The following is a 12,524-nucleotide window of genomic DNA, read 5'->3' on the forward strand; positions in this document are numbered from 1 at the left end:
TTAATCATTGTTAGAGCATCCTGAAAGTGAAGCCGAGAGCGCTCATATGCCAGAATCTTGGTAGAACAAAAAGCGGCGAAATTGACGCGTTACTCCCCTGGGAGTGAGCCTCCTGAGAACGAGTCACCGGCGATGAACACTCAGTGATTCTCTGTTGTCACGATATCCGGAAAGATTACGGCACTGGGGTACGGGGATTCGACTATGCTCGAACCACTAACGGGGTCGACGGTGCTGCTCGTCCTGGCGGGACTCGCCGCCGTCGCAGTCGCCATCGTCGCGATTCGCATCGCAATCAAACTCGCCATCCGCCTCGGACTCATCGCCGCAGTCGTCCTCGCCGGCCTCTATACGGTTGGCTACCTCGGTTGAAAGCAACGACCGACACGCTCACCACGCTATTCTGGCTACAGATACTCGACGCCACAAGCGGTCAGTTCTACCACACTGTCGTTCGGTCCAACTCGTCCGACTCTTCGCCTTTCCGCTTGGGACTCGATTACCGTTACTCACACCTGCTCGAGAAAGTTCTCGATAACGTCGTGGCCCACAGCAGTCAGCACACTCTCCGGATGGAACTGCACGCACTCGAGTGGGTACTCTCGATGACGGATCCCCATGACGAGTTCGTGACTATCATCGCTACCGTCACCGTGAACCGCCGTTGCAGTAACCTCGAAGCAGTCGGGAACTTCGGTCGCGACCAGTGAGTGATAGCGCCCGGCCTGAAAGCCCTGTTCGAGACCAGCGAAGACGCCCGTCCCGTCGTGGTCGACGCTCGAGGCCTTGCCGTGAATCGGGTCTGGTGCCCGGCCGACGCTGCCGCCGTACTCGTAGACGGCGGCTTCGAGGCCGAGACAGACGCCCAGGGTGGGAATCTCCGGACTACATTCGCGGAGGACGTCCATCGAGACGCCGACATCGCGGTCGTTTTTCGGGTGACCTGGTCCGGGGCTGATGATGATTGCGTCCGGGTCGACGGCTCGCACCTCCTCGAGTGTGGCAGTATTTTTCAGAACCTCGGTTTCGGTGCCCTCCTGCTGGCTGACGTACTCGACGAGGTTGTAGGTGAAGGAGTCGTAGTTGTCGATGAAGAGGATGCGCTGGTGCTGGCCGTCTCCGCACTGTGTCCCTGCGTCTCGAGTACCGAGCTGCTCGCTCATCGGCGCACCTCCTGCGGTTCGGCCTCGTCCTGTGGACCGTCCGCCTCGGATTCCGTCTGTGTGTCCACTTCAGCAGGCTCTCCTTCGATGGACTCGAGTGCTGCGAGCACGCCGCCCATCTTCTTCTCGGTTTCCTCGAACTCGGCTTCGGGGTCGCTGTCGGCGACCAGTCCGGCACCGGCCTGGACGCGGATTCGGTCCTGGGTGTTCCCGTTCCCGTCTTCGTCCCTGTTTCCGTTTCCGTCCCCGTTTCCATTCCCGTCTCCGTCTTCATCTCCGGACTCGTGTTCGACCGTCGCCGTCCGGATCACGATCGCGAAATCGGCGTCGCCGGTCCAGGAGTAGTAGCCGACACCGCCGCCGTACAGACCGCGGGGTTCGGTCTCGAGATCGTCGATGATCTCCATCGCACGGATCTTCGGCGCACCTGAGAGCGTCCCGGCGGGGAACGAGGCTCGCGTCGCGTCGAACGCGTCGGCCTCGGCGGCCAGGTCGCCGGTGACCGTCGACTCGATGTGCTGGACGTGGCTGTACTTCAGGACGTTCATGAACTCGTCGACGCGGACGGAGCCGGCGTCTGCGACACGGCGCACGTCGTTTCGCGCGAGATCGACCAGCATGGTGTGCTCGGCGCGCTCCTTTTCGTCTGCGAGCATTTCGCCCGCGAGTCGGCGGTCCTCGACGGGGCTCGTCCCGCGAGCGCAGGTGCCCGCGATCGGGTTCGACATGATCTCCGTGCCGCGAACCGAGATCAGGGTCTCGGGACTCGCGCCGACGACGGTCAGATCGTCGTGCTCGAGGAGGTACATGTACGGCGAGGGGTTCACGTCGCGCATCGCCTCGTAGAAGCCCAGCGTATCGATCTCGCCGGTGAGTTCTCGGGTTCGGGAGATGACGCCCTGGTAGATGTCGCCGTCGAGGACGTGCTCTTTTGCGCGTTCGACACTCTCCTCGTAGGTCGCCTGCGAGCCGGCAACTTCGTCCTCGCGGACGAATCCTCCCGTTTCGGGCCGCTCGGCGTCTCGAAGTGTCGACGCGACTGCCGCGGCTTCCTCGCAGAGTTCGTCGTAGACCGCATCCGGGTCGTCGCCGGACTCGAGTACCGGCGTGAAGATGAGTGAGACGGTCCCGTCGTGCTCGTCGAACGCGAGCGTCTTCGTCGTCAGGACGAACTGGGCGTCGGGAAACCGCGAGTCGGGTCGTTCGCAGCCGACCTCCTCGAGCCAGAGATCGTAGACCGCGTCGTAGGCGAGAAAGCCGACGAGGCCGCCGTCGAGGTGCTGGCGGTTGCGGTCATCGTCTGGGACGTTCTCGAGTCGGACGTCCGGCATGACGTGTCGGAGACTGTCAACGGTGTCCCCGTCTCCAGCTTTCTCCCCGTTGGTGGTAGTAGCCGACTCGAGTACCGCCTGCGGCGCTCGGTCGCTGAGCGCCTCGACGTGTGTTCCATTGGGGTCGACCGTGACGACGGCGTCGGGGTCGTAGCCGACGTACGAAAAGCGCGCGTGGCGGTCGGTGCCGTCGGATCGTGGGCGGAACGCGCCGTCGGGATCGCTCGAGGGCGTCTTGTCGGCGCTCTCGAGCAGGAAGGCGTACGGCGAGCGCGTGCAGTTGCTGCCGCTTGAACGGCCGGTCAGGGCTGCGTACGCGGTGAGTGGTGTCGTCTCGACGTCGAGCGTTGCGACGGCTCGGACGACGACGGGACGCTCGTCGGCACCGTCGCTCTCGCCGTTGGGGCCCGTCGCCGTCGTCTCCGCCTCGCCGGCCGCGAGGGCACAGAATTCTGCGCGGTCGATGTCGAACTGGACAGGCTGGCTGTCGTCGTGCGTCTGCGTCAGATCGGTCATGTGTGGTGTTATGGTTGTGGCCGGACCGGTGCTTCCCCGTCGGCACGACTCGCTCGCTCGACGAACGACCGGACGGCGTCGGTGTCCTTCACGCCGCCAGTCGCTTCGACACCGCTCGCAACGTCGACTGCGAACGGTTCGACGGTCTGTACTGCTTCCGCGACGTTCTCGGGGGTCAATCCGCCCGCGAGAATCACGGGCGTCTCGAGTGCTGCCACGAGATCACGGGTCCGCTCCCAGTCGTGAGTCTCACCTGTGCCTCCGCCGCCGTCTTCGTCGGTGCTGTCGACGAGGAGCGCGTCAACCGCTTCGGTCACAGCGGCAGCGTTGCCTGCCGAAACTGCCTGACTATCCACCGCGTAGATGAGCTCCGCGTCGATCTGTGCGCGGACGGACTCGAGTGCCGCCGCCTCGAGACCGCCGTGGATCTGGAGCGCGTCGGGTTCGACGCTTGCGGCCAGTTCGGCGGCCGCAGCGGGCGTTTCAGGCATCGTGACGAGAACTGATGTCACGAACGGCGGAACGCTCGCGAGGAGGTCGCGCGCCTGCTGAACTGAGACCTCACGAGGCGAGTCGACCGGAACGTCGCAGATGACGCCGACGGCGGACGCACCCGCGTCGACGGCGGTCTGTAGGTCGTCTTCGTTTGTCAGGCCGCAGATTTTGACCCGCGTCATTGGGCACTCGGCTCCGCCTCGGCCGCTGTCTCGGCGTCAACTGCGCCGTCACACAGGTGTTCGAGCTTCGTCGCCGCCGCGCCGGACTCGATCGCCTCGCGTGCGATGGTTGCACCCTCCGCCAGGGAGTCAGCCTCGCCCGCGACGTAGATCGCCGCGCCGGCGTTGGCGAGGATCACGTCGCGCTTGGCTCCCGTCACGTCGCCCGCAACAATCCCACGGAGATCGGTCGCGTTCTCCTCTGGAGTTCCGCCCGCGATGTCGTCGATTGCGTGTTCGGAGAGCCCGAGATCCGCGGGCTCGACGGTGAATTCCTCGACCTGATCGCCTTCGACCTCGGCGACGGTCGTCTCGCCGTGGATCGCGATTTCGTCGGTGCCGGCACCGTGGACGACCAGCGCGTGCTCGACGTCCATCCGAGCGAGTGCGCTCGCGAGGATCGGCACGAGTTCGGGATCGTAGACGCCGATCACCTGCGCGTCCGCACCTGCGGGGTTCGTCAGCGGCCCGAGGACGTTGAAAATCGTCCGCATCCCGAGCTCCTTTCGCGGGCCGATAACGGCCTTCATCGCCGGGTGGAACACCGGTGCGAGCATGAAGCCAATCCCGTCGTCCTCGATCGCGTCTTCGACAGCTGGCGGCTCGGCTTCCACGTCGACGCCGGCGACCTCGAGGACGTCCGCGCTGCCCGAGGAGGAGGAAACGGAGTAGTTGCCGTGCTTCGCGATCGGGACGCCTGCGCCGGCGGCGACGATCGCGCTCGTGGTGGAGACGTTGATCGTGTTGTAGTCGTCACCACCGGTGCCGCAGGTGTCGACCAGCGGTTCGCGGTCCGGTGTGATCGTTCGCGCGGCCTCGCGCATCCCCTGTGCGAAGCCGGCGATTTCGGCTTCCGTCTCGCCTTTCGCACGCAGCGCGGTCAGCAGTGCGCCAATCTGTGCGTCCGTCGCGTCCTCGAAGACGGCTGTCGACGCCGCTCGAGCCTCCGCTTGTGTTAGGTTCTGTCCCTCGGTCACTCGTTCGACGTACTCCTGCATAGTGGACACCAATGTACGTAGTTGTCTTACGATGTCCAAATCCGTACATCATATTAAGCCTGTCGGAGCGTGGGGTCGACTCGCGTACGGCGTCCGATTCGAAACCTTCAACTAGGGTGGCCGGCAACCAACGAGTGCAGACAAGGTGGCGTCGCGCCACGATGCACGCAAAACCGGACGGGTTGGTGGTCTAGTCTGGTTATGACACCTCCTTGACATGGAGGAGGCCGGCAGTTCAAATCTGCCCCAACCCATTTTTGACGACACAATACGACGAGCGTAGCGAGGATCTGTGTCGTCAAAAATTGTTACGGGAGATTTGAACCAGACGAGTCGCAGCGCTCGAGCACCGCGAGAGCGACCGTCTCGGCGTGGTTCAAATCTGCCCCAACCGCTGTTCCTGAACAAATACCCGACTAACGCGTAGTGCGGTAGTGCCACGAGTTCCCAACCGACGACATTTTGGGTACCTCGTGACGTTACAGATCCATCCTCGATCATTCGGATCTGCCGTCTCTTCTCTCAACAAGCAACGTCCGCAGCAGTGGCTACTCGACGTGGTTGACGGACTCGAGTACAGGGCTGGGTACAGCCGAGTCTCGTTCTCGTCCCTGCGCTCTGGATCCGGACCACATAATCGAGCACGTGGGGGCGAGCGTTTGCCTGCAGCGGGGAGAACACGGTTTGGCAAGCAGTGACCTCATAACGGCAGCGAGTGTGGTGGGGATGTATGTGTACCCCGGGTCGGATGAGCGTGAGCCGTGGATTGACTGTGGGTGCGTCCGTGGCCATGGTCGTGCTCGTGGCTGTCGCTGGTATCGCTGGTATCGCTGGTGTGACTGAGACCACACTCGTGTAATCTATGTCTGATGATGAGTCTGGCGACGACGAGTGGGTGGCGGACGGGTTGTTCGAGGCGGATCCAGATATCGAGCCGGGTGAGACGAACGTTCAGATCGCTGGTGTGAGCGTACAGCCCCACGTCGTCCTCATTTCGTCGGTTGTGATCCTCGCGTTCGTGTTCGGGACGATTCTTGCACCGGATCGCGCCGAGCAGTTGTTCAGCTGGGTTTCAGACGGCGTCAACACGACGTTCGACTGGGTGTACGTGCTCGCGATGAACGTGTTCATTCTCGTCGTCCTCTACTTCGCGTTGAGCAAGTACGGAAAGATCAGAATCGGCGGCGTCGACGCCGACAAGGAGTTCAGCGACCTGTCGTGGTTCGCGATGCTGTTCAGTGCGGGGATGGGGATCGGCCTCATGTTCTGGAGCGTCGGCGAGCCGCTCTTTCATTTCGCCGATCCGCTGTTCGGGACCGAGCCGGAGTCGACGGCCGGCGCGGAGTCAGCGATGGCGCTTACGTACTTCCACTGGGGGATTCATCCGTGGGCAGTCTACGGGCTCGTCGGGTTGGGGCTCGCGTTCTTCACGTTCAACCGAGGGCTGCCGCTGACGTTTCGGTCGGCGTTCTGGCCAATTCTCGGCGATCGTATCTACGGCTGGGGGGGCCACGTCATCGACATCCTGACCGTGTTCGCTACGTTGTTCGGTATCGCGACCTCGCTCGGTCTCGGCGCGCTACAGATCAACGCGGGACTGTCGTTTCTCGGCGATGGCGTTCTCGGAACGGCGATACCTGAAGGAACAGGCCCACAGGTCGTCATCATCGGCATCATCACGACCTTCGCGCTGATTTCAGTCGGCCTCGGCCTGAAGGCGGGCATCCGCCGGTTGAGTAACCTGAACGTCATCCTCATGGCGTTCCTGATGGTGACCGTGTTGCTCGTCGGCCCGACGCTATTCGTCCTGGGGCTGTTCCCACAGACGATCGGAAACTACCTCTCGAACTTGCCTGGAATGTCGCTGTGGACCGGCTCTTTCGGCGGGATCCCCTACGAGGGGTGGCAGGGCGAGTGGACCATCTTCTATTGGGGCTGGTGGATCGCCTGGTCGCCGTTCGTTGGCATGTTCATCGCCCGAATCTCGCGGGGTCGAACGGTCCGCGAGTTCGTGTTGGCCGTGCTTTTCTTGCCATCGCTATTTTCGTTCCTCTGGATGGCCATCTTCGGCGGCACCGCGCTTCATTTCGAGCTGTTTACCGACCAGACGATCGTCGGGACCGTTCTCGAGGTCGGCGAGGAAGTCGCGATGTTCGAACTCTACATGCTGTTGCCGCTGACGGCTATCCTCTCCGGTGTTACCGTTTTGCTGGTGACGACGTTCTTCGTCACATCCTCCGACTCCGGCTCGCTCGTACTCGCCCACATCACCTCTGGCGGACTTCACCGAGCACCGCGAACGCAGCGTCTCGGCTGGGCGCTCACTGAGGGCATCATCGCTGCCGTCCTCCTCATCGGCGGCGGCCTCTCCGCACTCCAGACCGCGTCGATCACTGCCGGGTTACCGTTTGCGTTCGTCCTGCTGGTGCTGTGTTACAGTCTCTGGAAGGGGCTCGGCGAGGAGTACGAGACACTCGAGTCCGAGGAGTTCGCAGAGGCGGTCGACGAGTTGGTCGAAAACCGGGATGTGGTGGTCGAGCGAACGGGAACGGGGGGGGTGACGGACATACAGGACGCGACGGATGAGGAGCCGGCTGTGGATGAGCGGGAGTGATCGGGGAGTGCTGTGCTGTGAGCGTGGGACTGCGGCCGAAATCGAGGACGAGTCCGCCGTGGCTCTTCACCCTCGATGACGAATCGTCGTTACAGGCACGTCCGTCGTTCGAACGACCTTCTCGGTCGTCGTCCCAGTAATGTAGTCGTCGAGTCCAGTCCGCCCTCTCGTCGCCATGACGACCCCATCGAGGTCTTTCTCGTCGGTGTAGTCCGTGATTTCCTGTGCCACACTCCCAGTTCGGACTGAACCGACGGCGGAGAGGCCCTCTCCTGCCGCTTCGTCGACGACCTCCGTGACGACCCGTTCGCCGTACTCGCGGTACTCTTCGAGTTCTCCCGGATCGTGGCCGGCGCTGGTGAAGATGTAGTGGGCTTTGGTTTCGATGACGTAGAGTGCGTGCACGGTCGCGTCGAACGCGTTTGCCAGGCCAATTCCGTGGTACATCGCTCGTCTCGCCTGCTCGCTCCCATCGGTCGGAATGAGTATCGAGTCGTACACGCTTTCTCGTTCGGTGTACGACGGCCAGGCGCAAATAAGCGGGGCTGTGGTGGCTGTCGTCCGCTCTGTTATGGTCAGTTGTGAACCGATGGCCGCTGCTACCGATTCCCAACCTGTCGCAGTATCGACCGGAACCGAACGCTACAAACACCCAAATCGACTGAGGCGACGTATGGAGGTCCTCGGTCGGCTGCTGGCGCTTCTCGTCGTGTTGCTCCTCGGTGCGGGGCTTCGGATGAGCGGCGTCCTCGACGAGCGCCGAACCGACCGGCTCAATGCCGCGGCGTACTACGTCGCCCTCCCCGCACTCATCTTCGTCTCGACGTACGACCAGGCGATCGGATCGCTTCTCTCGGTCGAACTCGCCGTGGGCGTAACCGTCGTCCTGTTCTCGACGGCGGGGCTCGCCTGGCTCGTCCACCGACACCGATCCTCGCCCGCGCGTCGGAGCGTCGCCATCGTCCAGTCGTACCACTCGAACCTCGGCTATCTCGGCCTGCCGCTCGTCGCGGCGACCTTTGGAGGGGATGTGACGGCCATCGCAAGCGTCGTGCTCGGCTTCGTCACACTGATGCAACTCCCGCTCACGGTCGTCCTTCTCTCGACGATCAACGGCGCCAGCGCCAACATCGGTGTCGAACTGCGCGGTCTCGCGACGAATCCCGTTTTGCTCTCGCTGCTCATCGGCCTCGGCGTCGGATCGCTCGGCGTCACGGTACCGTCGGGAGCGGCAACCGGAGTCGACGTGCTCGGCGCGCTGGCGCTCCCGCTCGCACTGTTGTGTGTCGGTGCGTCGCTCCAGCTTGAGACACCTACTATCGACTTCGAGGCGACTGGAACCGTCGTCGCGCTCAAAATCTGCTGTATGCCGGTGCTCGCCTGGGCTGTTTTCTCCGCACTCGCCGTCGACGCCGCGACGCTCACCGCGACCGTCGTGATGCTCGGTACTCCCACCGCCGTCTCGACGTTCGTCTTTGCGAGTTCGCTCGGCGGCGACGAGGAGTTCGCCTCGCTCAACGTGTTCGTCACGACCCTCGCCTCCGTCGCCACGTTGTTCGTGTTGATCACGCTCGTTGGCTGAGATCGCCGGCCCGAGGCACCGAACAACCGAGGCCTACCGTGAGAAGAACTGCTTCAGTCGAGCGAGGAACCCGTCCGACTCCGAGTCGTCGGCAGTTTCGCTCGCACTCGTTTCCGCAGTCGCACCTGCACTCGAGTGCTCTCCGCTCTCACTCCCTGTTTCCGTCGCGCCGTCGACTGTTCCAGTCCCAGTCCCAGTTCCAGTTCCAGTTCCGGTCCCGGTCTCGCCCCCGCCCGAGGACTCTGTCACGTCGATCGCGCCAGCGAGCGGCCCAGCATCGTCGGGGAGTGAGTCGACAGGTGCTCTCTGGCTGTCCGTACTCGAGTTCTCACCCTCACCGACACCCGTCTCCAGGTCGTCCAACGAGAGGTCGACGTCGTCGATCTCGGGCGTCGACTCGCGACCGGTGCCGGATTCGGCGGCGCGGACGTCTGCGCCGGTGACGTCGCCACTGTCGATTCGTGCGGCGAGTTCGGTGGCGGCGTCGTCGACGCTGTGTCCTGGTTCGGAGTCTGTGGCACTGGTGGTGGTGTCGGCGGGTGTATCCGCCGAGTCGTCTAGGGCTGTGTCAGGAGAGTCAGTGTCCGGCTCACGTTCGTCGGCTGTGTCTGCGTGTCCGTCGGTGCGAGCTGTCGTCGGGTCGTCGTCGGGAGTGTCGGTTTGTTCGCTACTGCTACTGGACGGTTGCTTGCCCGAAGTCTCGGAGGGCGGTTTCTCGCTGTCGTCAGGGGTGTCGGAGTCGGATCCACCACTGATCTCTATGCCGGCGTTCGTCGTCTCGCCGAGGGAGTCGAGGATGTCGTCGACGCTCTCCTCTGAGACGACACGCTGGGGACCGCCGCTCGGCTGGAGCGGGTCGTCGGCGCTGGTGTCGTCGTCGGGACTGTCGCCGGTATCGGCCTCGGAGTCACCAGCGGCCGACTCGTCCTCGCCAGCCGAGCCGGGCTGCACTCGGTCGTCGCTCATTGACCGACTCTGCTAATGCCGTGACCATAATCGTTCCCCTGCCGGTGTCACCATTCCAGACAGAAATTGTGCGACGCGTACACTGCACCGTCCTCCGCGATGTAGACGCCCACACCGCCGCGGTCCCAGCCGAAATCGCTGTGCTCTTCGAGGATCGCCTCACGGTGCTCGGTCGAGTTCATCCACTGATTGACCAGCCCGGTCGCGAGCCCCTCCGCCGTCTGGTACTCGACGACCTCGTCCTGCCCGCTCGACTCGACGGGCCGATCCACCCACGTCATCGCGATGTTCTCACCGTAGGCCCGACAGTAGTTATCTACCTCGGAAAATCGATCGTACGGCCCCTCGCCGTCCGGGTTCGTATGCGCGAAGTAGTCCCGTTCGTTCATGTCCACGCTGTGGGCGCGCGACACCGAGGCGACAGTGCCGTCCCACTCGAGTGGCCCGATGCCGTGATCGGCTCGACGTTCGTTGACCTCGGCGTGGACGAAGTCCTCGACGTCGTCGGAGGTGATGGTCTCGACGTCGGTGTCGTAGCTCGACGGGCCGGGGTCGTCGGGATCGGTGACGGCGGGGTTGCGCTCACCTGCTGGTGGCGGCTCCGAGCTTGGTGCAGGCCGGTCGTCGAGCGGGAGGTCGCCGATAGAGTCGATGGAGTCGAGGTCGTCGATGACGACGGGTGCGAGGATGGCTCCACCGGTGAGGAGCGCGGTGATGAGGAGGGCGGTGACGAAGAGCCGGGCGAGAGTTCCGAGGATGGAACCGCCGTTCGATTCGTCGGAGTGTGGTGGGGCGTTCGGCGAGGTAGCGGACGGTGTGTCGGAGTGAGGCGGGCCAGTTGCCGAGGTCGTGGGCCGCGTGTCGGCCGAGGACGAATCACTGGATGGCTCCCACTCGCTCGGTTGCTCGTCCCGTCGATCCATTCATCTCGACTATCGGGAGCGAGTAATAAGACAGCCCTGATTGGTCTCACCCGGTGATACCTGTGCTCGTTTCGCCCACGTCCGTCGTGTTCGGCGTCTCTTCGTTGGACTAGTCGGACTCATCGGATTCGTCGGATCCGTCGCCGAAGATCGTCTCGTGAAAGCCAATCACCAGCCCGGGAACGACCGCCATGAACAGGTGTTCCTCGAGTGGGATGCCGGCGATGTCGATTCCCGTTCGGAGTTTGATGTCGAAGACGTCGACAGCGAGGGTGTAGCGATCCCAGAGATAGGCGATCGGGTACAGTGCGAGGATCGTCACTGCGGCTTTCCGGAGCGCGTTGGCTCGGTAGAGCAAGGCGGCGGCAATGGCTCCCCAGAACAGTTCGGTCGCGAGGTAGGTGTAGCGGCCGAGGACGCCGATATTTGGCACCATAGACGTCCGACACCACGATGGGACAAAACGGTTGCTCGTGTCCCCACCCGGCCAAAACGTGCGGTATGTTCAAAACCCTTGACGCAGTACACCCATTCGTAAGGATGAATATCGCTGATATCGCCACCCAGGACTACATCGAGGTTGATGTCGGAACGCGAATGGGGAAAGTCCGTTCGACGTTCGAGGACGGCAACCCCAAGGGAATTATCGTCACGAACGACGGGGAGTACGAGGGCGTCATCAGCGAGCGGGAGGTCCTCCAATCTCACGTCGAGGACGACGCGAAGGTCGCAGCACTGACGAAGCCAAGCCGGAACTCGCCGGCACCCAAGGTCGACCGCCAGGAGGACGTCCGCGAAACCGCACGTGTACTCATCGAGAGCAACTCGAAGGTCGCACCGGTGTTCGAGAACGACGAACTCTGGGGTGTCATCACCGACGACGCGATTCTCGAGGCAGTACTCGAGAACCTCGACACGCTGACCGTCGAGGACATCTACACCTCCGACCCGGTGACGCTCGAAGAGGGCGACGGCATCGGCAAGGCAATCAACCACCTCCGTGAGCACGGGATCTCCCGAATTCCGGTGTTGAACGACAGCGGCTACCTCACCGGCGTCGTCACGACCCACGATATCGCGGACTTCGTCATCCGGGAGAACCACACGATGACGACGGGTGATCGGGGTGGCGACTCGCAGCGCCTGCTCGACGTGCCGATCTACGACATTATGAACAGCCCGGTCGAGACGACGACGCTCGACGCCACCGCAAAGGGGGCTGTCGAACGGATGCTCGACCAGGATTACGCAGGACTGATGGTCACGCCGGCTGACGACGACCGGGTCGTCATCGGCGTCATCACCAAGACGGACGTCCTCCGCGCGCTCACGTTCACCGAAGAAGAGCGCATGGACGTTCAGATCACCAACATTTCGATGCTCGACACGATCACTCGAGAGAGTATCGTTGAGAGCATTCAGGATGTCACGGACAAGTACGCGGACATGCAGGTTGTCCACGCTCACGTCCGTTTCAAGGAGCACAAGGAGAAGCTCCGAGGGACGTCGCTGGTGCACTGTCAGATTCGCCTCCGGACGAACAAGGGCCAGGTCGCCGGCACGGGCGAGGGGTACGGCGCGGAGAACGCCTTCCGTGTCGCACTCGACAAACTCGAGCGCAACGTCCTCGAGGTCAAGGGTGTGACGAGCGACGAGGAGTACCGCGGGCAGCTGCTTCGGAAACTGAACGAACTCTGAGTCTCCAATAGCGGCTT

Annotated in this window: 12 protein-coding genes and 1 tRNA gene; 5 read left to right on the forward strand and 8 right to left on the reverse strand. The window is 63.2% G+C overall.

The window, feature by feature from the left end:
- Positions 1-204: 204 nt before the first annotated feature.
- Entirely contained in the window at positions 205-372 is a 168-nt protein-coding gene (locus tag C483_RS20305; RefSeq protein ID WP_004267052.1) for a hypothetical protein, read from the forward strand.
- A gap of 137 nt (positions 373-509) precedes the next feature.
- Here C483_RS20305 and trpG read toward each other — a convergent pair whose 3' ends face one another.
- The 4 genes from trpG to trpD are packed head-to-tail and all read right to left on the reverse strand — an operon-like array spanning position 510 to position 4,724.
- Positions 510-1,163, reverse strand: a complete 654-nt coding sequence (trpG, locus tag C483_RS00640) for an anthranilate synthase component II (protein WP_006651410.1) — start codon at positions 1,161-1,163, stop codon at positions 510-512.
- Positions 1,160-3,010, reverse strand: coding sequence for an anthranilate synthase component I (trpE, locus tag C483_RS00645; protein ID WP_006651411.1), 1,851 nt, complete (start codon positions 3,008-3,010; stop codon positions 1,160-1,162). The genes trpG and trpE overlap by 4 nt, the downstream gene beginning before the upstream one ends.
- Positions 3,011-3,018: 8 nt before the next feature.
- On the reverse strand, positions 3,019-3,687 hold the full coding sequence (locus C483_RS00650) for a phosphoribosylanthranilate isomerase (protein ID WP_006651412.1): 669 nt from the start codon (positions 3,685-3,687) through the stop codon (positions 3,019-3,021).
- Complete coding sequence (gene trpD / locus C483_RS00655; protein ID WP_006651413.1) at positions 3,684-4,724, reverse strand: anthranilate phosphoribosyltransferase; 1,041 nt, start codon at positions 4,722-4,724, stop codon at positions 3,684-3,686. Before trpD ends, C483_RS00650 begins: the two co-directional genes overlap by 4 nt.
- Positions 4,725-4,903: 179 nt before the next feature.
- Here trpD and C483_RS00660 point away from each other — a divergent pair.
- Positions 4,904-4,978 (forward strand) — tRNA-Val (locus tag C483_RS00660).
- Between the two features lie 608 nt (positions 4,979-5,586).
- Complete coding sequence (locus C483_RS00665; RefSeq protein WP_006651414.1) at positions 5,587-7,338, forward strand: BCCT family transporter; 1,752 nt, start codon at positions 5,587-5,589, stop codon at positions 7,336-7,338.
- 66 nt (positions 7,339-7,404) lie between these two features.
- Here the strand turns inward: C483_RS00665 and C483_RS00670 are convergent, their stop codons facing one another.
- A complete protein-coding gene (locus tag C483_RS00670; protein WP_006651415.1) occupies positions 7,405-7,839 on the reverse strand; it encodes a universal stress protein in 435 nt (144 codons plus the stop codon).
- A 172-nt stretch (positions 7,840-8,011) separates the two neighbouring features.
- Between C483_RS00670 and C483_RS00675 the strand changes: the two genes are divergently transcribed.
- Complete coding sequence (locus C483_RS00675; protein WP_006651416.1) at positions 8,012-8,920, forward strand: AEC family transporter; 909 nt, start codon at positions 8,012-8,014, stop codon at positions 8,918-8,920.
- Between the two features lie 33 nt (positions 8,921-8,953).
- Here C483_RS00675 and C483_RS00680 read toward each other — a convergent pair whose 3' ends face one another.
- The 3 genes from C483_RS00680 to C483_RS00690 form a co-directional block, all read right to left on the reverse strand.
- The gene (locus tag C483_RS00680; RefSeq protein WP_006651417.1) at positions 8,954-9,886 is read right to left on the reverse strand and encodes a hypothetical protein; all 933 of its coding nucleotides are present in this window, start codon (positions 9,884-9,886) and stop codon (positions 8,954-8,956) included.
- 47 nt (positions 9,887-9,933) lie between these two features.
- On the reverse strand, positions 9,934-10,809 hold the full coding sequence (locus C483_RS00685) for a CAP domain-containing protein (protein WP_006651418.1): 876 nt from the start codon (positions 10,807-10,809) through the stop codon (positions 9,934-9,936).
- Between the two features lie 109 nt (positions 10,810-10,918).
- Positions 10,919-11,245 carry a lycopene cyclase domain-containing protein gene (locus C483_RS00690; RefSeq protein ID WP_006651419.1) on the reverse strand — a complete coding sequence of 109 codons (327 nt, stop codon included), beginning with the start codon at positions 11,243-11,245 and terminating at the stop codon, positions 10,919-10,921.
- A 104-nt stretch (positions 11,246-11,349) separates the two neighbouring features.
- Between C483_RS00690 and C483_RS00695 the strand changes: the two genes are divergently transcribed.
- Positions 11,350-12,507, forward strand: coding sequence for a CBS domain-containing protein (locus tag C483_RS00695; RefSeq protein WP_006651420.1), 1,158 nt, complete (start codon positions 11,350-11,352; stop codon positions 12,505-12,507).
- The last annotated feature ends 17 nt before the right edge of the window (positions 12,508-12,524 follow it).

This window comes from Natrialba hulunbeirensis JCM 10989 (genome assembly GCF_000337575.1).
Taxonomy (GTDB): Archaea; Halobacteriota; Halobacteria; order Halobacteriales; family Natrialbaceae; genus Natrialba; species Natrialba hulunbeirensis.

What these genes read in the sequence shown, in the direction of transcription:
- C483_RS00685 (WP_006651418.1), bottom strand. Translation starts at nt 10,809, where the DNA reads ATGGATCGACGGGACGAGCAACCGAGCGAGTGGGAGCCATCCAGTGAT.
- C483_RS00690 (WP_006651419.1), bottom strand. Translation starts at nt 11,245, where the DNA reads ATGGTGCCAAATATCGGCGTCCTCGGCCGCTACACCTACCTCGCGACC.
- C483_RS00665 (WP_006651414.1), top strand. Translation starts at nt 5,587, where the DNA reads ATGTCTGATGATGAGTCTGGCGACGACGAGTGGGTGGCGGACGGGTTG.
- trpD (WP_006651413.1), bottom strand. Translation starts at nt 4,724, where the DNA reads ATGCAGGAGTACGTCGAACGAGTGACCGAGGGACAGAACCTAACACAA.
- C483_RS00650 (WP_006651412.1), bottom strand. Translation starts at nt 3,687, where the DNA reads ATGACGCGGGTCAAAATCTGCGGCCTGACAAACGAAGACGACCTACAG.
- C483_RS00695 (WP_006651420.1), top strand. Translation starts at nt 11,350, where the DNA reads ATGAATATCGCTGATATCGCCACCCAGGACTACATCGAGGTTGATGTC.
- C483_RS20305 (WP_004267052.1), top strand. Translation starts at nt 205, where the DNA reads ATGCTCGAACCACTAACGGGGTCGACGGTGCTGCTCGTCCTGGCGGGA.
- trpG (WP_006651410.1), bottom strand. Translation starts at nt 1,163, where the DNA reads ATGAGCGAGCAGCTCGGTACTCGAGACGCAGGGACACAGTGCGGAGAC.
- C483_RS00680 (WP_006651417.1), bottom strand. Translation starts at nt 9,886, where the DNA reads ATGAGCGACGACCGAGTGCAGCCCGGCTCGGCTGGCGAGGACGAGTCG.
- C483_RS00675 (WP_006651416.1), top strand. Translation starts at nt 8,012, where the DNA reads ATGGAGGTCCTCGGTCGGCTGCTGGCGCTTCTCGTCGTGTTGCTCCTC.
- trpE (WP_006651411.1), bottom strand. Translation starts at nt 3,010, where the DNA reads ATGACCGATCTGACGCAGACGCACGACGACAGCCAGCCTGTCCAGTTC.